20 protein-coding genes are annotated in these 19,736 nt (G+C 74.9%); 8 read left to right on the forward strand and 12 right to left on the reverse strand.

The genetic code is table 11. The features are described 5' to 3' along the window. From ACF09K_RS20160 to ACF09K_RS20210, 11 genes are all read right to left on the reverse strand, one after another. Complete coding sequence (locus tag ACF09K_RS20160; RefSeq protein ID WP_392245311.1) at nucleotides 1-417, reverse strand: ATP synthase subunit C; 417 nt, start codon at nucleotides 415-417, stop codon at nucleotides 1-3. Next, nucleotides 414-1,904: a V-type ATPase 116kDa subunit family protein gene (locus tag ACF09K_RS20165; RefSeq protein WP_392245313.1), complete on the reverse strand. Its 1,491-nt coding sequence runs from the start codon at nucleotides 1,902-1,904 to the stop codon at nucleotides 414-416. The genes ACF09K_RS20160 and ACF09K_RS20165 overlap by 4 nt, the downstream gene beginning before the upstream one ends. Further along, nucleotides 1,891-2,835, reverse strand: a complete 945-nt coding sequence (locus tag ACF09K_RS20170; RefSeq protein ID WP_392245316.1) for a V-type ATPase subunit — start codon at nucleotides 2,833-2,835, stop codon at nucleotides 1,891-1,893. The genes ACF09K_RS20165 and ACF09K_RS20170 overlap by 14 nt, the downstream gene beginning before the upstream one ends. A gap of 14 nt (nucleotides 2,836-2,849) precedes the next feature. After that, nucleotides 2,850-3,464: a hypothetical protein gene (locus tag ACF09K_RS20175; protein WP_392245318.1), complete on the reverse strand. Its 615-nt coding sequence runs from the start codon at nucleotides 3,462-3,464 to the stop codon at nucleotides 2,850-2,852. 158 nt (nucleotides 3,465-3,622) lie between these two features. Continuing rightward, nucleotides 3,623-3,889, reverse strand: a complete 267-nt coding sequence (locus ACF09K_RS20180) for an acyl carrier protein (protein WP_392245319.1) — start codon at nucleotides 3,887-3,889, stop codon at nucleotides 3,623-3,625. Continuing rightward, on the reverse strand, nucleotides 3,886-5,520 hold the full coding sequence (locus ACF09K_RS20185) for a dihydrolipoamide acetyltransferase family protein (protein ID WP_392245320.1): 1,635 nt from the start codon (nucleotides 5,518-5,520) through the stop codon (nucleotides 3,886-3,888). Before ACF09K_RS20185 ends, ACF09K_RS20180 begins: the two co-directional genes overlap by 4 nt. A 2-nt stretch (nucleotides 5,521-5,522) precedes the next feature. Then, nucleotides 5,523-6,521 carry an alpha-ketoacid dehydrogenase subunit beta gene (locus ACF09K_RS20190; RefSeq protein WP_392245321.1) on the reverse strand — a complete coding sequence of 333 codons (999 nt, stop codon included), beginning with the start codon at nucleotides 6,519-6,521 and terminating at the stop codon, nucleotides 5,523-5,525. Between the two features lie 2 nt (nucleotides 6,522-6,523). After that, entirely contained in the window at nucleotides 6,524-7,615 is a 1,092-nt protein-coding gene (pdhA, locus tag ACF09K_RS20195) for a pyruvate dehydrogenase (acetyl-transferring) E1 component subunit alpha (protein ID WP_392245323.1), read from the reverse strand. Continuing rightward, nucleotides 7,612-9,402, reverse strand: coding sequence for an acetate--CoA ligase (gene acsA, locus ACF09K_RS20200; protein ID WP_392245324.1), 1,791 nt, complete (start codon nucleotides 9,400-9,402; stop codon nucleotides 7,612-7,614). Before acsA ends, pdhA begins: the two co-directional genes overlap by 4 nt. An 83-nt stretch (nucleotides 9,403-9,485) precedes the next feature. Next, nucleotides 9,486-10,514: an alcohol dehydrogenase catalytic domain-containing protein gene (locus ACF09K_RS20205; protein WP_392245546.1), complete on the reverse strand. Its 1,029-nt coding sequence runs from the start codon at nucleotides 10,512-10,514 to the stop codon at nucleotides 9,486-9,488. A gap of 86 nt (nucleotides 10,515-10,600) precedes the next feature. Next, complete coding sequence (locus ACF09K_RS20210; protein WP_392245547.1) at nucleotides 10,601-12,076, reverse strand: AAA family ATPase; 1,476 nt, start codon at nucleotides 12,074-12,076, stop codon at nucleotides 10,601-10,603. Nucleotides 12,077-12,790: 714 nt separating this feature from the next. Here ACF09K_RS20210 and ACF09K_RS20215 point away from each other — a divergent pair. The 3 genes from ACF09K_RS20215 (at nucleotide 12,791) to ACF09K_RS20225 (ending at nucleotide 15,146) form a co-directional block, all read left to right on the forward strand. Beyond that, the gene (locus ACF09K_RS20215) at nucleotides 12,791-13,393 is read left to right on the forward strand and encodes a hypothetical protein (RefSeq protein WP_392245326.1); all 603 of its coding nucleotides are present in this window, start codon (nucleotides 12,791-12,793) and stop codon (nucleotides 13,391-13,393) included. 39 nt (nucleotides 13,394-13,432) lie between these two features. Next, on the forward strand, nucleotides 13,433-14,785 hold the full coding sequence (locus tag ACF09K_RS20220; RefSeq protein WP_392245328.1) for a nicotinate phosphoribosyltransferase: 1,353 nt from the start codon (nucleotides 13,433-13,435) through the stop codon (nucleotides 14,783-14,785). Between the two features lie 70 nt (nucleotides 14,786-14,855). After that, nucleotides 14,856-15,146 (forward strand): DUF1876 domain-containing protein, encoded by a 291-nt coding sequence (locus ACF09K_RS20225; protein WP_392245330.1) that lies wholly within the window; start codon nucleotides 14,856-14,858, stop codon nucleotides 15,144-15,146. 96 nt (nucleotides 15,147-15,242) lie between these two features. On the opposite strand, the gene ACF09K_RS20230 is transcribed toward ACF09K_RS20225, so the two are convergent. Beyond that, a complete protein-coding gene (locus ACF09K_RS20230) occupies nucleotides 15,243-15,815 on the reverse strand; it encodes a dihydrofolate reductase family protein (protein ID WP_392245331.1) in 573 nt (190 codons plus the stop codon). A 284-nt stretch (nucleotides 15,816-16,099) separates the two neighbouring features. Here ACF09K_RS20230 and ACF09K_RS20235 point away from each other — a divergent pair, with 284 nt between their 5' ends. The 5 genes from ACF09K_RS20235 (at nucleotide 16,100) to ppk2 (ending at nucleotide 19,714) form a co-directional block, all read left to right on the forward strand. Further along, complete coding sequence (locus tag ACF09K_RS20235; protein ID WP_030933194.1) at nucleotides 16,100-16,270, forward strand: DUF5670 family protein; 171 nt, start codon at nucleotides 16,100-16,102, stop codon at nucleotides 16,268-16,270. 424 nt (nucleotides 16,271-16,694) lie between these two features. Continuing rightward, complete coding sequence (locus tag ACF09K_RS20240) at nucleotides 16,695-17,417, forward strand: hypothetical protein (RefSeq protein WP_392245333.1); 723 nt, start codon at nucleotides 16,695-16,697, stop codon at nucleotides 17,415-17,417. Nucleotide 17,418: 1 nt separating this feature from the next. After that, the gene (locus tag ACF09K_RS20245; RefSeq protein ID WP_392245334.1) at nucleotides 17,419-17,841 is read left to right on the forward strand and encodes a phage holin family protein; all 423 of its coding nucleotides are present in this window, start codon (nucleotides 17,419-17,421) and stop codon (nucleotides 17,839-17,841) included. Continuing rightward, nucleotides 17,817-18,491 (forward strand): DUF3618 domain-containing protein, encoded by a 675-nt coding sequence (locus ACF09K_RS20250; RefSeq protein ID WP_392245335.1) that lies wholly within the window; start codon nucleotides 17,817-17,819, stop codon nucleotides 18,489-18,491. The genes ACF09K_RS20245 and ACF09K_RS20250 overlap by 25 nt, the downstream gene beginning before the upstream one ends. A 248-nt stretch (nucleotides 18,492-18,739) precedes the next feature. Continuing rightward, a complete protein-coding gene (ppk2, locus tag ACF09K_RS20255) occupies nucleotides 18,740-19,714 on the forward strand; it encodes a polyphosphate kinase 2 (RefSeq protein WP_392245336.1) in 975 nt (324 codons plus the stop codon). Nucleotides 19,715-19,736: the final 22 nt, after the last annotated feature.

Consider the following 19,736-nt stretch of genomic DNA (forward strand, 5'->3'; position numbering starts at 1 on the left):
TCACGCCTTCCCGATGAGGATGACCGCGACGACCAGCCCGTAGATGGCGATGCCCTCGGCCAGGCCGACGACGACCATGGCCCGGCCGAACAGTTCGGGCCGTTCGCTGAGCGCGGCGAGGGCGGCCGCGCCGGTGTAGGCGACGGCGATGCCCGCGCCGATGGTGGACGCGGCCACCGCGATCGCGGCGCCGATCAGGGCGGCGGAGCCGGAGCCCGGGTCCTGGGCCGCCGTGGTCGCGGCCTGGGCGGATCCGTCGCCCAGCGCCAGGGTCAGCACCACGGTGGCGGCGACCAGGAGCACGGCGTCGGCGGCGACCATCCACCACAGGGCCGTCCGGCCCGAGCGCCGCAGCGCCAGGCGTGCGGCGGCGAATCCGGCCGCGATGACGGGCAGTGCCAGGAACCAGGTGGTCACGGGTGCTCCTCCCTCGCCGGGCCGGGCCGGGCGGTCTCCTTCACCGCGGGCGGTCCGGGGGCGCCGGCCGGGGCCGGGGTGTGCTCGACGGGCAGATGCCAGGGTCTGAAGGGGCGTCCCTCTCCCTCGAAGAGCCGGGAGAAGAGTTCGTAGTACTCGAGGCGCAGCGCCTGGACGCCGGCCACCAGTGCCTCCAGCGAGAAGGCCAGGGCGTTGCCCGCGAGGAAGACCGGCAGCGCGGCGGCGACCCCGGCCGGGCCCCGGCCCGCCAGGGCCCTCGTGCCGTCCCAGACGATCGCGCCGAGCGCCGCGTGGGTGAGCCCGAAGGCCGCGAGCCGCGCGAAGGACACGACGTTGGAGGCGGTGCGGACCGTCGTGTCGAGGAGCTGGACGCCGGTCTGCACGGCTCCGCCGGGGCCGCCCGCCGTGGTGGCGTACAGCCCCGCCCCGGCCAGGGCCAGGCCGGTGAGGGCGACGACGGCTCCCGCGGCGGCGAACGCCGGCCGGCCGAGCCACACGCATCCGGCGAGGGCGGCGAGGCCGAGGTGGAGCGCGGCTCCGGCGATGCCGGTCCGCGCGTACAGGGCCGCGGCCGGTCCGTTCTCCCGCCACCGGTTCACGACGCCCGCGGCGTGGGCGAGGGCCAGCAGTACGGCGCCGAGCACGACGGCGGCGGTCAGCAGCCGTACGGGTTCCTCCAACGGTGCCAGCCACAGCACGGGCAGCACTCCGGTCGGTCCGAAGAACTCGCCGTACGCCACTCCCGCCAGGGTGGCGGCGAGTCCGGCCGCGGCGACGGAGGCCCACAGCGGGCGCAGGGCGGCGAACCGGCGCGGCCGGCCGGCGCGCAGGACGAGGGCGAGGGCGAGGAGCAGCAGTCCGTGCCCGGCGTCGCCGAACATCACGCCGAACATCACCGCGTAGACGATCCCGGCGGGCAGGGTGGGGTCGAGGTCGGCGTAGGGCACGGTGCCGTACGTGCTGACCAGCGGGGTGAAGGAGCGGCGCACGGTTCTCGCCGGGTGCGCGCGGTCCGCTCCGGTCAGCAGGGTCGGCGGATCGACCCCGCGCGGGGTCCTCAGCACCAGCAGCGCACCCCCGGCACCGGCGATGCGGGCCGCCGTGGCGTCCACCTCCGCCGCGGGGCACCAGCCGGCGAGTGCGGCGGCCCCGCCGTGCCGGACGGCGCTGCCGAGGCGTTCCTCCAGTTGCGCCTCGCCCGCCAGGAGGTCGGTCCGGTCCGCGCGTTCCAGGGCGTCCAGGTCGGGGGGAGCTTCGCTGAGGACCGGTCGGGCCGGCTCGGTGCGCAGCCGCCGCAGGCGTGTCGCCGCGGGCCCCTGCGCCTGCGGGCCGCCTTCCCCGGTGACGTCGATCTCGACGCGGCCCGCCTCGGCGATCCGGACCAGGCTCTCCCGCAGCGCCTCCTCGGGGGCCACGACGGCCACCCTGCGCATCCTGACCGGGACCACCGGCTCAGCCCGGGCCATGGAGCACCTCCCCGGCCCGGCCCTCCGGCCCGCCGCCCCGTGCGGCCAGTTCCAGCGCGCCGCGGGTCCGCCACGCGTCGGCCGACAGCAGGGCGGCGGCTCCCACGGCCGGCCGGGGGCCGAAGCGGGCCCGGCGCAGCAGTTCCCGGCCGTCCCCCTCGACCGTCTCCCACCAGCGGGCCTCCGCCCGCCAGAGGTCCGCCGCGTCGTCGACGTCCTCCAGCACCCACCGGGCGGTGGCCGGCAGCGCCTGCCGGAACTCCGGGTACGACCCGGCGCCCACCGCGCGGGGGCCGAGCAGGCGGGCCGCCCGGTGGGCGGAGACGTCCGGGAGGCGGCGGCCGACGACGAAGACCTCGCGCCCGAGGAGCAGGGCCAGCCGGGCGGCCGCCCAGCGCCGCGCGTCGGGAGCGGCGGCGGCCAGGCGCAGGGCGGCCGAGACCCGCATGCCGGTGGCGATCGCGGCCGGTGCCTCGCCCCCGGGGTCGCCCCAGGCGGAGGCCGCCAGCGCGGTGCGCAGTTCCGCCGGCGAACGCGTGGCGGCGACCCGCGTCCAGGCGGTCGTCAGCGCGCCCAGGCGGTAGGGCGCGGGGTGGACGCGTTGCCCGCCCGGGGGCTCCGGGCCGGCCGTGAGCGCGCTCAGACGGTGTTCGGTGTTGGAGATCTCGAATCCGGCGGCGAGGGCCCGGACGGCGTCCGTGCCGTCGGCCGGCTGCCAGCCGGCGAGGATCCGCAGATGCCACAACAGGGTCGCCGAGACGGCACGCTGGGCCTCGGCGGGCGTGCTGCCCGCAGTGACGTCGTGCCGGTACGGGGTGGCCGCCAAGTAGCGCAGCGCGTCGTCGAGTTCGCGCGCGGACGCCACCCGGCCGATGCCCTCGGCACCCAGGCACCTGGTCCGCAGCGCCCGCGCCCGCGTCACACCCGCCACCCGGCCCGCCCCCATCAGGAGCGCCCTGCCCGTGGTGCTTGCGGTGCCTGTGGCGCCTGTGGCCTCCGCGAGCTCTCCGGCTCCTGGGCCCGGGGGTCTTCCGGCGGCACGGCGGACGGCTGCCCGACCCGGTCGCCTCCCGGCAGCACACCCGACGGCTCCACCGCCCGGGTCTCCCCCGGCGCCACGGCCGCCGTCCCGTCCGCCGCGAGGTCCTCGAGCACCAGGGCGAGCACCCGGTCGACGAGCACGGGGATCCGGTCACCGGCACGGTCGCGCACGGCGGTCGCCTCGCGTTCCGCCTCGGCGAGCAGTGCCGCGACCTCGTCGTCGGCCGCGCGCCGTACCTGCTCGGCGGCGCGCGCCCGCACCCCGCGGGCCTCCTCGCGCGCCGCGGCCACGATGGCCTCGGCCCGCTGTTCGGCCGCTCGGCGGCGCGCGGCGGCGGCGGCCTCGGCCCGTTCGCGTACGCGGCGGGCCTCCTCCTCCGTCTGTTCGAGCCGAGCCAGGGGCGGTACGAGTTCGGCACGGAGTTCGGCGGAACGGTCCGCGGGGACACCGCCCGGTGCGGGCCGGCCCGGCGAGGCCGCCGGCCGGAACCGCGTCAGGAAGTCCCGGAAACCCGTCACACGCTCTCCTCCGAATGGACCAGGCCCCGTTCCCCAGTCTCCCCGGTGGGCGGTGGCCTGTCGCGTCGTCCCCGGCGCACACGTCACGAAGGGCCCGTCATGCCGAGGGCACATCACGCGGGGCCCGTCACTCGACGATCTGTCATGCGGAGGGCCCGTCATGCGGAGGGGCCGTCACCCGCGCGGGCGACGAGGAAGTCGGCGCTGCCGGACAGGGTCGCCAGCCGGGGTGCGTCCTCGTCCTCGATGCGGACCCCGGACCGTTCGCTGAGCACCTCGACGAAACTCAGGAAGTCCAGCGAGTCCATCTCCAGCGCGTCGCGGAACGCCTCGTCGGGCCCCAGGGCGGCGACATCGGCGCCGGGGACGACCCGGGAGATCGACTCCCGGACCATGTCCAGCGCCTCGGTTCGGTCGATGTTCACAGTCGCTCCGGATTCTGCAGGAGGCGGGTGACCGCCGTGAGGTAACGGGCGCCGACGGCGCCGTCGGTCGCCCGGTGGTCGGCCGAGAGGGTCGCGGTGACGACGGGCCGCACGCCCAGCAGGCCGTCGACGGCGCACGGCCGGTCGACCATCCGCCCGAAGCCGACGAGGGCCACCTGCGGCGGGTGGATCACTCCGAACACGGTCTCGACGCCCTGGTCCCCGAGGTCGGTGACCGTGATCGTGGCGTCCGAGACCTCGGAGCCCCGCAGCCGGCCGGTACGGGCCCGGGTGACCAGGTCCTTCAGGGCCGTCATCAGCCGCGGGAGTGCCAGGGTGTCGGCGTGGTGCAGCACGGGTGCGACGAGTCCTCCGCCGCGCAGCGACACGGCCACGCCGAGGTGTACGCCCTCGCCGGCCGTGAAGCGGTCGTCGGTCCAGAACCCGTTCAGCTCGGGTACCTCCCGGGCCGCCAGGGCCGTCGCCTTGAGCAGCAGGGCGGCGGGGAGCAGCCGTTCACCGACCGGGCTGCGCCGGTTGTGCTCGCGCAGCCAGTCCGTCGCGGCGGCCATGTCCACGGTGGTGGAGAGGTAGTAGTGGGGGATGTCCCGGTTGGCACGGCTCATCAGGCCGGCGATCGCACGGCGCATGGCCGCACCCCGGGCACCGGCCCCCCGCCCCGCCGGCGGACGTTCCCCGCGGGAGGGGGGAGCCTGCGCGTCGGGCCGACGCTCCGTCGCGGGACGTACCGGGGCCGGGACCGGAACCGCGTCCGCGGGCGAGACCGGAGCCGGCGGCCTGCGGGCCGCGCCGCGTACGTCCGCGGCGCGGACGGCCGAGTCCCGGCCCGTCCCCGGCACCGTGGTCAGGTCGACGCCCGTCTCGGCGGCGAGCCGCCGGGCGAAGGGCGTGGCCCGCACGCGCGAGCGCCGGGTGGCGGACCGGGCGGCCGCCGCTTCCTCGACGTCGGTCCGGGTGACCCGCCCTCCGGGTCCGGACCCGTGCAGCGTCTCCAGGTCGACGCCGCTCTCCTCCGCCAGGTGGCGGGCCAGGGGGCCCGCCTCCAGGTGGCCGCCCTGCCGCGCGGCGGCCGGGGCCGGGGCGGTGGCGGCTCCGGGAGGCGGCGGGGGCGGTGGGGGCGGTGGGGGCGGCTGCTCGGGAGGCCCGCCCTTCTTCGGCGCGCGGCGGGCCGCCCGACGCTTCTCCGCCTTTTCGGCCTTCTTGGTCTTCTCGCTCCTCTCGCTCCTCTCGGTCTTCTCGGTCTTCTCGGCCTGGGCTGCCTGGCCCCTCTCCCCGACCCTCGCGGCCCGTCCCGTGCCCGTCGGCTGCCCGTCCTCGCGGGGGGTCGGGGCCCGGGGCGGCTCCCCCTTCCCCGCCGGCCCGCCGGGCGTCTCCGCCGCGGCCCCGATGAGCGCGAGCGGTGTGCCCACCGGCACCGTCGTGCCGGGTTCGACGAGCAGCTCGGTCACGGTCCCGGTGGCGAAGCACTCCACCTCGATGGTCGACTTCGCGGTTTCGACCACCGCGACCGGATCGCCCCGGTGGACGGGGTCGCCCGGTGCCACCAGCCACTCCAGGAGGATGCCCTCGTCCATGTCGGCGCCGAGGGAGGGCATGGTGAACTCGGCCATGGTCAGTCCACCGCCCGGTGGGCGGCCGCGACGATGTCGGCGGTCTGCGGGAGGGCGGCCTCCTCCAGCTGCCTGGCGTAGGGCATGGGCACCTCCGCGCTGCAGACCCGCTCGACGGGCGCGTCCAGTTCGTAGAACGACTCCTCGGCGATGCGGGCGGACACCTCGGCGGCGAAGCTTCCCGTCCGCCAGGCCTCGTCGACGACCACCGCGCGGTGGGTGCGGGCCACGGAAGCGGCGACGGCTCCGGCGTCGAACGGCCGGAGCGTGCGCAGGTCGATCACCTCGGCGCTGATGCCCGCGGCGGCCAGCTCGTCCGCCGCGGCGAGGGTCTTGGGCAGCGAACCGCCGTAGGTGATCAGGGAGATGTCGGTTCCGGACCTGCGGATCGCGGCGTGGTCGAGGTCCACGGGGGCGGTGCCGGGGAGGAGGTCGCCGGAGGCGTTGTAGAGGCTTCCGTGCTCGAAGATCAGGACCGGGTCGGGGTCGGCGAGCGCCGGAGCGAGCATGTGGCGCGCGTCGTCGACGGTGGCGGGGGCCAGGACGCGGATGCCGGGGATGTGCGCGTACCAGCCCTCCAGGCTGTGCGAGTGCTGGGCCGCGAGCTGTCGGCCGGCGCCCGTGGTCATGCGGATGACGAGCGGTACGGGCAGCTGACCGCCCGACATGTGCAGCAGGGTGGCCGCGTTGTTGAGGATCTGGTCGAGGGCGAGCAGGCTGAAGTTGACGGTCATGATCTCGACGATCGGCCGCAGCCCGGCCAGGGCGGCGCCGATGCCGGCGCCCACGAACGCGGACTCCGACAGCGGGGTGTCGCGCACGCGTACGGGGCCGAACTCCTCCAGCAGGCCGAGGCTGACACCGAAGCACCCGCCGTAGCGGCCCACGTCCTCGCCCATCAGGAAGACGCGGTCGTCCGCGCGCAGGGCGTCCCTGAGGGCCTCGCGCATCGCTTCCCGGTAGGTCGTCCTCGCCGCCTCCGGCGGCCCGCCGTCCCCCATGGTCAGCTCACCTCCCCCGCGGCGCTGGTGACGTGGTGCAGGAGGTGCTCCACCGGTTCCTCGGGGGCCTGCTCGGCCGCCTCCACGGCGTGGTCGATCTCGGCGGCGACCCGGCGCTCGATGCCGGCGAGCGTCTCGTCGGCCGGCTCGCCGTCCTCGCGCATGCGGTCGAGGAGCCGGGTGATCGGGTCCCGGTCCTTCCACCGTTCGATCTCCGCCTTGCCGCGGTAGCGGTCCGGGTCGTACAGGGAGTGGGCGCGGAAGCGGTAGGTGCGCAGTTCCAGGAAGTGCGGCCCGGCGCCGGCCCTGACGGCCTCGGCGGCCCGGCGGGCGGCCTGCTCCACGGCCTCGACGTCCATGCCGTCGACGGCCCAGGCGACCATGCCGTACGAGGCGGCCCGCATGGCCAGGTCGGTCTGCGCCTCGTGCCGGTCCAGGGCGGTGCCCATGGCGTAGAGGTTGTTCTCGCAGACGAGCAGCAGGGGCAGCCGCCACAGGGCCGCGAGGTTCGCCGTCTCGTGGAACTCGCCCTCGGCGAAGGCGCCGTCGCCGAAGAAGCAGCAGGTGACGCGGCGGTCCGCGCGCATGCGGTCGGCGAGCGCGAGGCCGGCGGCCAGGGGGAGGCCGCCGGCGACGATCGCGTTGCCGCCGTAGAAGCGGCGGCCCGCGTCGAAGAGGTGCATGGAGCCGCCCCGGCCGCCGCTGCACCCGGTCGTCCTGCCGTACATCTCGGCCATGACGGCCTCGCAGGTGAGGCCGCGGGCCAGGGCGTGGCCGTGTTCGCGGTAGGTGGCGACGACCGCGTCCTCGGGCGTCAGTGCCTCGTTGACGCCGACGGCGACGGCCTCCTCGCCGATGTACAGGTGGACGAAGCCGCGGATCTTCGTGGCGCTGTACAGCTCGACGCACCGTTCCTCGAAGCGCCGGATGCGCACCATGGCCTCCAGCAGGTCCGTGCGGTGCGCGGCGCCCGCCGTCCGCTCGGTCGTCGGGGACGGGTCCGCGGCCCTCCCGGCCGCCGGGGTCCTCCCGGCCGCCGGGGTCCTCCGGGCCGCCGGGGTCTTCCGCGGGCGGGTGGTGCGGGACGGGCTCATGCGGATCCCTCCAGGGTGGACAGGTCGCCCTCGGGCAGGCCGAGTTCGTGTGCGCGCAGCAGCCGGCGCATCACCTTCCCGCTGCGGGTCCTGGGCAGGTTCTGGTCGAACGCGATCTCCCGGGGGGCGACGGCGGGCCCCAGCTTGCGGCGGCCGAAGGCCAGCAGTTCCCGTTCCAGGTCCGGGGTCGGCCGGACGCCGGGACGCAGCGACACGAACGCCTTGACGACGTTCCCGGCGACCGGGTCCGGCCGTCCGATCACGCCCGCCTCGGCCACCGCCGGGTGCTCCATCAGCGCGCTCTCGACCTCGAACGGGCCGATCAGGTGGCCGGCGGACTTGATGACGTCGTCGGCGCGGCCCACGAACCAGTACCAGCCGTCGGCGTCCCGGCGGACCAGGTCACCGGTCAGGTACCAGCCGTCGGCGAACGCGGCGTCGTAGCGCCCTTGGTCGTGCAGGTAGCCGCGGAACATGGACGGCCAGCCCGGCCGCAGCGCCAGCTCGCCCTCGACGCCGGCGTCGCGCACCTCGGTGACCCGGCCGCCGGTGACCAGGGCGCGGCCGTCCTCGCCCTGCTCCAGCACGGTCGCCTCGACGCCGGGCAGCGGCCGCCCCATCGAGCCGGGCCGGATCTCGCAGGCGGCGAAGTTCGCGATCATGATGCTGCCGGTCTCGGTCTGCCACCAGTTGTCGTGCACCGGCAGGCCCAGGACGTCGCGGCCCCACAGGACGGCCTCGGGGTTGAGGGGTTCGCCGACGGAGGCTATGAAGCGCAGGGCCGACAGGTCGTGGGAGCGCGGCAGGTCGTAGGGGCCCTGGCGCGGTGTGGCGCGCATGAGCATGCGCAGGGCCGTCGGCGCGGTGTACCAGACGCCGACCCGCTGTTCGCCGAGGATCCGGTACCAGCGCCGGGCGTCGTAGTCCCCCTCGTCGACGACCACCGTCGCGCCGTGGACGAGCGGGGCGATGATCCCGTACGACATGCCGGTGACCCAGCCGGGGTCGGCGGTGCACCAGTACACGTCCTCGGGGCGCAGGTCCAGTGCGTGGGCGGCGGTGGCGTAGTGGGCGACGACGGCCTCGTGGACGTGGACCGCGCCCTTGGGGGTGCCGGTGGTGCCGCTGGTGAAGTGCAGCAGGGCCATGTCGTCGGGCGCGGTGGGCGGGATGGTGAAGGTGTCCGGGGCGGCGGACGTCAGCTCGTCGAAGGAGGAGGTGCCGGGCAGGTCGTCGGCGCCGGGCCCGACGATCAGGACGTGTTCCAGCGCGGGCAGCGAGGCCCGGCGCGCGGCGACCTTGCGCCGGTAGAGGGCCGCGGTGGTGACCAGGACCCGCGCGTCGCCGAGGCGCAGCCGCTGTTCGACCGGGTCGGGGCCGAAGGCGGAGAAGAGCGGGCAGAGCACGCCGGTGCTCTTCAGCGTGCCCAGCACCGTGGTGTACAGCTCGGGGCACCGGCCGAGGAGGGTGAACACCCGGTCGCCCCGGCCGGTCCCGAGGGAGCGCAGGACGTGCGCGAAGCGGGCGGTGCGGCGGGCGAGTTCCGCGTACGTGACGGTGGTGACGGAGTCGTCCCGGGCGACGCAGCGCAGGGCGGCCCTGTCCGCGTGGTCGGACGCCGCGTGCCGGTCGACCGCCTCGTGGGCCATGTTGAGGCCGCCGCCGGGCAGCCCGGCCAGTTCGGCACGGGCCCGCGCCCAGGTGAAGTCCGAGCGGGCCCGCTCGTAGTCGGCGAGGAGGGGCGGGACGGCCCACGTGGTGTCCTTGCGGATGGTTTCCCGCTGCATCGGTGCTCCTCCCAGCACTGCGTCCCGGGGCCGGCCGGCCCCGCGGGCTCCTGATCCCGGGTCCCGTCACCGTCCCGGCCCCGTCACTCCCGTCGCAGCACGACCTTGAGGGCTCCGGTGGCGGCGCCCTGCGCGAAGATCTCGTAGGCGTGCTCCATCCGGTCGAGACCGAGGGTATGGGTGACCAGCCGGTCGACGGGCAGGCGTTCGAACCTCACCAGTTCCAGCAGCCACGGCAGGGAGGACGTGTCGACCTGGCCGGTGCTGATCGTCACGTTCTTGCGCCCCAGGGACTCGAGGTGCAGGGTGACCGGCCCGCCGTGCGTGCCGATGACGGCGATGCGTCCTCCCGCCCGGACGGCCTGCGTGCACAGGACGAAGCCCTCCGGTTCGCCCGACGCCTCGACGACGACGTCGGCGCCCGGTCCCTCGGACAGTTCGGCGATCATCCGGCCCGGCACTTCGGCCGCGTCGGCCCCCATGCGGACCGCGGCTCCCAGCCGGGCCTCGGACAGGTCCACCGCGATGATCCGGCGGGGTGAGCACAGCCGGGCGACGGCGACCGTGGCGAGACCGACGGGGCCCGCGCCCACCACGACGACGGTGTCCCCGGGGCCGACGTCGCCGTTGCGCACCCCGACCTCGTAGGCGGCCGGGAACACCTCGGCGAGCAGGAGCGCCCGGTCGGGCGGGACGTCGGGAGGCCGCCGGTGGACGGAGTGGTCGGCGAAGGGGACGCGCACGAACTCGGCCTGGGTGCCGTCGATCCGGTTCCCCAGGAGCCGGCCGCCGCCCCCGCGGCACTGGCCGTGCCGGCGTTCCCGGCAGGCCTGGCAGTGGCCGCAGGCGGAGACGGACGGCACGATCACCTCGTGGCCGGGGAGCAGGCCGTGGACGTCCCTCCCGACCTCCACGACCTCGCCCACGGCCTCGTGGCCGAGGACCGTCCCCGGCTTCACCTCGGGGAGGTCGCCCCGCACGATGCGCAGGTCACTGCCGCAGACGGTGGTGGCGTCGACGCGCACGACGGCGTCGGTCGCCTCCTGCGTCGCGGGGTCGGGGACGGTGTCCCAGGAGATCCGTCCCGGACCGTGGTAGACGAGCGCGCGCACGGTACTCACTCCCTCGCTCCCCCACCTCCACGGTCGCCCCGGTGCGGCGCTCCGGCAACACGGACCCCGCGCTGCCGGACGTGCCGTCAGTCCGGCTCCATGTAGGGGCGGCGGAAGACCGGGGCCTGCCCGGTGCCCCAGGGGCGTACGGCCGCCAGCGCCCGGGCGACGGCGGAGTCCAGCGGACCGCCGGTGTCGACGGCGACGGCCTCGGGCCAGTCCGGTGCGCGGGCCGCCATGGCGGCGGCGATGTCCGGGCCGGCGTCGGAGGGGCCGGGGGCGCGCGTGCTCAGGCGGACCGCCGCCACCTCGTCCGGGGCCCGGCAGTACAGGGCGACGAGGTCGGCGTGGGCGCGTTCGGCGACGCGCCGTGCCGCTTCCCGCCGGTCCGGGTCGGACCAGGTGGCGTCCAGGACGACGGACTCGCCCGCGGCCAGCAGGGCGGCCGCCCGGTCCAGGAGGGCGTCGTAGGTCCTGGTGGTCCACTCGGGCGTGTAGATCCCCTCGCCGTAGCCGGCCGCCGCGGAGCGCTCCGCCGGAATGCCCGCCAGTTCCTTGCGGACGCGGTCGCTGCTGAGCAGGGTGACCCCCAGCCGGTCGGCCAGCGCTCCGGACAGGGTCGACTTCCCGCTGCCGGGCAGCCCGCCCACGAGGGTCAGGTGGACGGCGGAGGTCCGCAGGTGGCGCAGCGTCGTCGACACCAGCCGGCGGGCCGCCGTCCGCGCGCCGGGCGCGCCCTGGTGGGCCTGGATCAGGGACACCTTGGCGCGGACGAACGCGCGGTAGGCGACGTAGTGGTGCCACAGGGACGCGGGGGCGGGGTCGCCGGAGTACTCGCCGTACCGCGCGAGGAAGTACGCGGCGGCCTCCGGGGCGCCGAGCTGTTCCAGGTCCATGGCGAGGAACGCGGCGTCGTCCAGGCCGTCGACGTGGCGCAGCCGGTCGTCGAACTCCAGGCAGTCCAGGACGCGGGGGCCGTCGTCGAGGCAGAAGACGTCCTCGGCGAGCAGGTCACCGTGGCCGTCGACCACCCGGCCCTGCGCGATGCGGGAGGCGAACAGCGGTTCGCGGCCGGCGAGGTAGCGCCGCACCAGGCGTTCCGTCTCGGTCACCCCGTCGGGCACGGAGCCGTCCTCGGCCAGCGCGTGGACCTGCGCGAAGCTCGCCTCCCAGCGCGACGCCAGGGCGTCCCGCGTGCCCTGCTCGGCCACCTCCGGACCGCGGGGCGCTTCCGCGTGCCACGCGGCGAGGTGCCGGGCGACGGCCCGCAGGACGTCGTCGAGGGCGGCCCCTTCCCGTACCAGGCGGGAGAGGCGCCGGTCGGCGGGCATGCGCCGCATCACCACGAGGGGTTCGGAGGTCTCCGCGCCGGGGCCGCGGAACTCGCCGAGGCCCAGGTAGACGTCGGGGGCGAACCGGCGGTTGAGGTCGACTTCGCGGGCGCACGCGCTCCGGCGCGCCGCGAGCGTGGTGTAGTCCAGGAACCCCAGGTCCACCGGCTTCTTGACCTTGTAGGCGCGGTCTCCGGCGAAGAACACGATCGCGGTGTGGGTCTCGCACACCTCGGCGCGCGGCGGTTCCCCGTCCTGCCGTGCGCCGGCCCGGGGTCCGGCCCCGGCGGCCCCGGTCACCGGCCGCGCCGCGCGCCCGCCGCGGCCGGGCTCAGCCATGGGGGATCACGGCGGCGAGACGTCCGGGTGGGACGTCGGGGCCCACGGTGACGACTGGCTGCATGGCGGCGGCCTCCGTCTCGTACGAAGCTGGATACGACGGTGGGTTCGGCGACGGTACGACGGCGCCACGGCGGTGCTGCGGCCGCGGTACGACGGTGGCCGGTGCGGGGCGTCGCCCTCCTTCGAGGAGTACCCCAATCCCCTTCCCGGCGCATGTGGAACCGGGCCGCGGGAGGCCTGGGCGCGGCACCCGCCGGGAGAGGAGACGGGTGCGATGGCGGTTTCCCCGGCGGTCGGTCTCGCCGGATCCCGGTCCCTGCTCCGGTCCTGGTCGCGGTCTCGGTATCGGTATCGGTTCCCGCTCCGGTCTCCGTGCCTGCTCCTGCTCCTGCTCCTGTCCTGGTACCGGTCTCGGTTCCTGCTCCCGCCCCGGTTCCGGCGCGGTCGTGGCCCGGGCCGGACCGGCGCGACCGAGGTCCGGGGAGACGGACGGGGCCGGAAACCGGTCCGGCAGGGACCTCCGGCCCTGTTGCCCGGCCCCGTCGCCGTCCGACGGTGGGAGCAGGTGGTGGGGACGGCCGGCGAGTTGCTGGAGGCCGACTCATGAGCGCACAAGGTTCGCCGTACACATCCGGTCCGCCGTCACGGCACGACGGTCACGCGTCCAGGGGCGCGAACCCCCTGCGGCGCCCGTCCGACAGGTTCGAGTGGTGGTGCCGCCGCGTCCTCCTCGTCGTCCTCCTCCTCGGGCTGCCGGCGGCCGCGGTGAGCGCGGGCACGACGGCGTACGAGGCGTCGATGGACACCGTGCGTGCCCAGGCGGCGGAACGGCACCAGGTCACCGCCCGCCTGACGTCGGACGTCAAGGGCGACGGCTGGGCGACGCGGCCGGCGCAGGTCCGCTGGACCGACGCCGCCGGGGTCGTACGGACGGGAGCGGCCCTCGTGGAGCCGGGAACCGCCAAGGGCGACACCGTGCGCGTGTGGGTGGACCGGGAGGGAGACGTCACCGGTCCACCCGCGAGCGAGCTCAACGCGACGACCAGCGGCTGGCTGGTGGGCGGCATGGCGGCGTTCGGCGTGGCCGCCGCGTCCGGCGCGGCCTGGGCGGGCACGCGTCGGGTGCTGGACCGCAGGAGGTACGCGCAGTGGGACGCCGAGTGGAACGCCGTGGAGCCCCGGTGGTCCGCGCGCTTCCGCCCGTGACGGACACGACCTCGGCCGCGGGCCCGGGAGGTGACAGCGATGTCGGATGCGACGACCACCGATCTGTACGAAGTCACGATGGCCATGTCCTACCTGCGGGAGGAGAAGACCGGCCCGGCGACCTTCAGCCTCTTCGCGCGCTCCCTGCCGCCCGGGCGCGGCTTCCTGGTGGCGGCGGGCCTGGAGTCGGCGCTCGACTACCTGGCCGGTTTCCGCGTCGGCCCCGAGGACATCGCCGCCTTCGCCTCGGCGCTGCACCGGCCGCCGGAGGATCTGGAACCCCTGCTCGGGCTGGCGTTCACCGGCCGGGTGCGGGCGATCCCGGAGGGGCGGATCGCGCTCGCGGACGAACCGCTGCTGGAGGTGACCGCCCCTCTTCCGCAGGCGCAGTTGGTCGAGACGTACGTGCTCAACCAGCTCAACCACCAGACGACGATCGCCTCGAAGGCCGTGCGCTGCACGCTCGCGGCGGCCGGCCGGCCGGTCGTCGACTTCTCCTTGCGGCGCGCCCACGGTCCGGAGGCGGGGTTCCGGGCCGCGCGCCTGGGCGCGCTGGCCGGCTTCGCGGGGACCAGCAACGTGGCGGCGGCCACCGCGTGCGGCATACCCGCCGTCGGCACCATGGCGCACTCCTTCGTGGAGGCGTTCGCCTCCGAGGAGGAGGCCTTCCGCGCCTTCGCCCGCACCCACCCCGGCCCGGTGACCCTGCTGGTGGACACCTACGACACCGAGGAGGGCGTCCGGATCGCGGCACGCGTCCTGCGGGACCTGGACCGCGGCCCCGGCTCCGCCGTACGGCTGGACAGCGGGGACCTGGGGAACCTGGCCGTCCGGACCCGCGCCCTCCTCGACGAGGCGGGCCTGCCGGAGGTGCGGATCGTGGCCAGCGGCGGCCTCGACGAGTACGCCGTGGACGACCTCGTCCGCTCCGGAGCACCGATCGACACGTACGCCGTGGGCACCCGCGTCGGCGTGTCGGCCGACGCTCCGTACCTGGACTCCGCCTACAAGCTGGTCGAGTTCGACGGCCGGCCGGTGATGAAGCTGTCGTCGGCGAAGGTGACGGCGCCCGGCCGCAAGCAGGTGTTCCGCCGTCCCGGCTGCGCCGACGTGATCGGACTCGCCGACGAGCGGCCCCCCGACGACGGCGTCCCGCTGCTGGAGACGGTGATGCTGGACGGGCGGCGCACCGGCGGCCGGCCCACGCTCGAGGACGGCAGGAGGAGACTCGCCGCGGACCTGGAAGCGCTGCCCCCGGCCGCCCGCCGGATCCGGGCGCCGGTCGCGCCCCGGGCGACGGCCTCGGAACGGCTGGGCGAACTCACGGCCGAGGTCCGGCGCCGCATCGAGGACGGCACGCGGACCGCCTCCGCACGGCTCCGCACCCCATGACGCGCCCCGACGAGGCGCCCCGACGACGCTCGCCACGGGCGTCCCGCCATCCGGATCGAGGAGGAGAGCGATGTCGCACACGTCGGAATGGACGGTCCGTCTTCATCTGTTCGAGGACGACGCGGGAACGACGAAAGCACAGCTGACCCTGGACACCGGCACCACGGAGATCACCGGCCACGGAAGTGCCCACTGCCATCCGGCGGACCCGGACGTGCCGGAGATCGGTGACGAACTGGCGGCCGGCCGGGCCATGAACGACCTCGCCCGGAAGCTGCTGAACACCGCCGAGCGCGACATCGAGGGGGTGGGCTCCGCGCGACCGCGCCGCCAGGAGGTCACGGACGGATGGCTCACGTGAACGACGGCCCGCACGGCCGGCGGCCCCCGTGAGCGACGGCGACCCCGTGCCCCCGGGTCCGCCGGCCGGATCCGGGGGCGCGGGGTCGCCGCCCGGTCAGCGGACGACGTCGAAGACGTTCTTCTGCACGCCGTTGGCGTAGGCCTCGTGCTCGACCAGCGTCAGCTTCTGGGCGTCCTTGTCGGACGTGCTGAACAGGCGCTTGCCCGCGCCGAGCAGGAGCGGGAAGACGAGCAGGTGGTAGCGGTCGATGAGGCCGGCGTCCGACAGGGCCTGGTTCAGGGCGGCGCTGCCGTGCACGATGATCGGGCCGCCCTCGGTCTCCTTCAGCGCGGCGACGTCGTCGAGGGAGCGCAGGACGGTGGTCTCGCCCCAGTTCGACACCAGGTCGTCCTCGGTGAGGGTGGTGGAGACGACGTACTTCGGCATCTCCTTGTAGTCGGCGAAGTCCGCCATGTCCGGCCAGACCGGGCTGAACGCCTCGTAGCTGGTCCGGCCCATCAGCATGGCGGTGGCCTCCTGCTGCTCGCGCCCCTTGATGTCGAAGGCCTCGGGGAGGAACTCGACGTTCTTGAAGGTCCAGCCGGAGTTCCGGTAGCCGGGCTCGCCGCCCGGGGCCTCGACGACGCCGTCGAGGGAGACGAAGGCGGTGCTGATCAGCGTGCGCATGGGAGTTCCTCGGTTGTCTCGTGTGTCTGGTGCGTCTCGTGCGTCTCGTGTCCGGTCTTCCGGCGCCCGAAGGTCCGGAGGGCGCGCCACGGGGCGCGCTCGCGGCCGTGGCGCACCGGTCATGATCTCCGACTGCGGATCACCGTGAAACTCATCGGTCGCCGACCGCCCTGTTCCTGAGGCGAATCCGTGGCCGTTTCCCGCAAGTGCGGTGAAGAAACCGGGTGATCCGGCCGTATGTTCCCGCGTTCGCCGGGCACCAGGAGCGGCGGAGGTTGATAACTATGGTTCCCCTGCTTCTCGTTCTCCTGCTGGCCCTGATCCTCTTCGGCGCGGGCTTCGCGCTGAAGGCACTGTGGTGGATCGCCGTCATCGTGCTGGTCGTCTGGCTGCTCGGCTTCGTCATGCGCAGCGCGGACACCGGCGGCCGCAAGGGCCGCTGGTACCGCTGGTGACCCGCTAGAGAACAGCCGACCCCGTGGGCCCCGGGAACACCCGGGGCCCACAGCCATGTCTCCCCCCGGGAACCGCCGCCGAAAAGATCCCTCACCGGACAAATGACATAAGAAGCCCACGGCCGGGCACCAGTCCCCCCAGCCGGGGTCCGGTGCAGCAGTGGAACCTGCGCCTCCAACCACCGGACCCCGGCCCCGGGCGCGCCCGCGCACCGACGGGCCCGGGCGCACGGCGCACCCCCATCCCCGGCCGGCGGCCGCGGCGACGCCCCGCCCCGCGCGTGACAGGTCATCAACAAACGAAGCTCCCGAAATGTGTCAGACGGGGCAGAGGGGCCACTCGTGTCAGGACCGGACGGTTGCGTGCGATGTCCGACGTACCGCCTCCCGTACACGCAGCACATCCGATGAGGAGAAGCCGCCGATGAGTGAGTCCGTACAGACAGGAACGGGGACGACCCGGGAAAAGGCCAAGGCGGAGACCTCGGCGACGGCCGGTCAGGCCAAGCAGGCCGCGAGCCAGGTCGCGGGTACCGCGGCGGAACAGGTGCAGAACGTCGTGGGAGAGGCGCGGCAGCAGGCGGGCACGGTCCTGGACGAGCTCCGCCACCGCGCGATGAACGAGGCCGAGGGGCAGGCCAAGCGGGCCGCGGACACGCTGCGCCAGTGGGCGGGCGACCTCTCCGGCCTGGCCGAGAACGCCCAGGGCGACTCCCCCGCCCGCAGCCTCGCCGCCCAGGCCGCCGGCAGGGGGCACCGGGCGGCCGACTACCTGGACGAGCGGGGCGTGGACGGCCTCGTCTCCGACCTCCAGGGTTTCGCCCGCCGACGGCCGGGCGCCTTCCTCGGGGGCGCCCTGCTGGCCGGACTGGCGGTCGGGCGCCTGGCCCGCGTGGCGGGAGCCGCCCGGTCCGACGGGAACGGGTCGCAGCCGCCCTCCGGAGCACCTGACCAGGGCACACTGAGCGCCCCCGTCTCCCCCGCACTGCCCACCGGTTCCCCGACGGGCGCCGCCCACGGCACCCCCGGCCACGGCACCCCCGGCCACGTACCGCCCGCTCCTCCGGTGCCCCCGGTGCCGCCGACGCCGCCGGTCACCGGTACGCCGCCGGGCGGCACCCCGGGTCGTCCGTACCCGGAGGTGTGAGATGGCTTCGCTCTCCCCCACTCCCGGCCCGGTCGAGCCGCAGGAGCAGGACCGGTCCGTGGGCCAACTGCTGTCCGAGGTGACAGGGGACCTCCAGACGCTCTTCCGTCAGGAGGTCGAGCTGGCCAAGACGGAGATCAGGGAGGAAGCGACCAAGGCGGGCAAGGCCGCCGGAATGTTCGGCGGTGCCGGTTTCGCCGGTTACATGGTCCTGTTGTTCCTGTCGCTGGCCGCCGTGCTCGGCCTGGCCAACGTGATGGACGGGGGCTGGGCCGCCCTGATCGTCACCGCCGTGTGGGCCGTCGTCGCGGCCGTGCTGTACCAGAAGGGCCGCGAACGGATGCGCACCGTCTCCCCGAAGCCCGAGCAAACCGTCGAGACCATGAAGGAGAACGCGGAATGGGCACGTCATCCGACCACATGAGGGCCGAGATCGAGGCCACCCGCGGCCGGCTGTCCGCGGACGTGGACCAGCTCGCCGATCGCACGAGCCCCCGACGGGTGGTACGCCGTCGCAAGGAGCGGATGCGCGGCGCCGTGTCGGGCATCCGCGAGCGGGTCATGGGCACGGCCTCGGACACCGCACACGGTGTGACCGACGCCGCGCACTCCACGGCCACCTCCCTCCAGGAAGGCACCGGACGCGCGGCCGACTCGGTGCGGGAATCCGCCGACCAGGCGGGCCAGGCCGTACGGCAGGCGCCCGAACTGGCCCGCCGTCAGACGCGCGGCAACCCCCTGGCGGCCGGTCTGGTCGCCTTCGGCGTCGGGGTACTGGCGTCCTCCCTGCTGTCCGCCTCCGAGGCCGAGCAGCGGAAGGCGTCCGACCTCATGGAGAGCGAGGCGCTGGAGCCGGTCAAGCAGGCCGCCGCCGAGTCCGCGCAGCACCTCGGGGAAGAAGCCAAGGAAGTGACGCGGAACGCGGCCGCCGAGGTGAAGGACAGCGCCGCGCAAGCCGCCCGCACCACCCAGGACGAGGCGCGCGACCGGGCGGGCCAGGTCACGGAACAGGCGCGCGACTCCGGGAGGCACCTCGCGGACGAGGCCAAGCGGAGTGGACCCGGGTCCGGCTGAGACCCGCCGCGCCGCCGCGCCCGCGGCCGGAACAGGCCGTACGACGCCGGAGCGACGCCGGCCTCCGCGCGAGAGCACCCCGCGTGGCGGCCGGCGGCCGGCGTTCGCCGCCGCGCGGGACGCGCCGGCCGGAAGCGCCTCGTCCCCCGAGGTGCGAAGCCTCCCGTTTCGGGCAATCGCCCTGTGGGACCCAGAAGACCCCGCGGGACCCAGAAGACACGGCCGCCCACGCGAGGAGCGAGGACCTGATGGACCGCGAGGAGATCGAGGCACGACTGCTGGACGGCCTGACGGTCGACGACCGCCGCCCGGAACAGCCGATCCTGCTCGACGAAGCCCGTGAACCGATCACCACCTGGCGGGAGAACTACCCCTACGACCGGAAAGTGACGCGCAAGGACTACGAGCGGCGCAAGCGGGTCCTGCAGATCGAACTGCTCAAGCTGCAGCACTGGATCAAGGACACCGGCGGCCGTCTGGTCGTGGTGTTCGAGGGCCGGGACGCCGCGGGCAAGGGCGGCACGATCCAGCGCTTCGCCGAGCGCCTGAATCCGCGCGGCGCCGACATCGTGGCACTGGAGAAGCCCACGGAGCGCGAGAGGGGGCAGTGGTACTTCCAGCGCTACGTCAGCCGTCTCCCCGGACCGGGGGAGATCGTCTTCTTCGACCGTTCCTGGTACAACCGGGCGGGAGTCGAGCGCGTCATGGGCTTCTGCACGCAGCGGGAGTACGAGCTCTTCCTCGAGCAGTGCCCGCCGTTCGAGAAGATGCTGGTGGACGACGGCATCATCCTGGTGAAGTTCTGGTTCTCCGTCTCGCAGGCGGAGCAGCGGACGCGCTTCGCGATCCGCCAGGTCGATCCGGTCCGCCAGTGGAAACTGTCGCCGACCGACGTCAAGTCGCTCGATCTCTGGGACGACTACACCACGGCCAAGGTGGAGATGTTCCGGGCCACCGACACCGAACACGCCCCCTGGACCGTCGTGAAGAGCAACGACAAGCGGCGTGCCCGCCTCGAAGCCATGCGCAGCCTGCTCCACCGGATCGACTACGCGGCCAAGGACCCCGAGGCGGTCGGCAAGCCCGACCCGTTCGTCGTGGGGGCCGCCGCCACCCTCCTCGAACCCGGTGAGGAGGACACGGTCCTCTCGCCGACCCCGCTGACCGCCCGGACCGAGGGGCCCGGGAACCACCCCGGCACGGAGACCACCGCGCTCCGATGAGGGAGGCCCGGCACGGCGGTCC

The sequence above is a fragment of the Streptomyces sp. NPDC014882 genome (assembly GCF_043081325.1).
Classification (GTDB): domain Bacteria; phylum Actinomycetota; class Actinomycetes; order Streptomycetales; family Streptomycetaceae; genus Streptomyces.

Coding starts and splice junctions, on each gene's coding strand:
- ACF09K_RS20165 (WP_392245313.1), bottom strand. CDS start 1,904: ATGGCCCGGGCTGAGCCGGTGGTCCCGGTCAGGATGCGCAGGGTGGCC.
- ACF09K_RS20185 (WP_392245320.1), bottom strand. CDS start 5,520: ATGGCCGAGTTCACCATGCCCTCCCTCGGCGCCGACATGGACGAGGGC.
- ACF09K_RS20190 (WP_392245321.1), bottom strand. CDS start 6,521: ATGGGGGACGGCGGGCCGCCGGAGGCGGCGAGGACGACCTACCGGGAA.
- pdhA (WP_392245323.1), bottom strand. CDS start 7,615: ATGAGCCCGTCCCGCACCACCCGCCCGCGGAAGACCCCGGCGGCCCGG.
- acsA (WP_392245324.1), bottom strand. CDS start 9,402: ATGCAGCGGGAAACCATCCGCAAGGACACCACGTGGGCCGTCCCGCCC.
- ACF09K_RS20215 (WP_392245326.1), top strand. CDS start 12,791: ATGAGCGCACAAGGTTCGCCGTACACATCCGGTCCGCCGTCACGGCAC.
- ACF09K_RS20220 (WP_392245328.1), top strand. CDS start 13,433: ATGTCGGATGCGACGACCACCGATCTGTACGAAGTCACGATGGCCATG.
- ACF09K_RS20225 (WP_392245330.1), top strand. CDS start 14,856: ATGTCGCACACGTCGGAATGGACGGTCCGTCTTCATCTGTTCGAGGAC.
- ACF09K_RS20230 (WP_392245331.1), bottom strand. CDS start 15,815: ATGCGCACGCTGATCAGCACCGCCTTCGTCTCCCTCGACGGCGTCGTC.
- ACF09K_RS20235 (WP_030933194.1), top strand. CDS start 16,100: ATGGTTCCCCTGCTTCTCGTTCTCCTGCTGGCCCTGATCCTCTTCGGC.
- ACF09K_RS20240 (WP_392245333.1), top strand. CDS start 16,695: ATGAGTGAGTCCGTACAGACAGGAACGGGGACGACCCGGGAAAAGGCC.
- ACF09K_RS20245 (WP_392245334.1), top strand. CDS start 17,419: ATGGCTTCGCTCTCCCCCACTCCCGGCCCGGTCGAGCCGCAGGAGCAG.
- ACF09K_RS20250 (WP_392245335.1), top strand. CDS start 17,817: ATGGGCACGTCATCCGACCACATGAGGGCCGAGATCGAGGCCACCCGC.
- ppk2 (WP_392245336.1), top strand. CDS start 18,740: ATGGACCGCGAGGAGATCGAGGCACGACTGCTGGACGGCCTGACGGTC.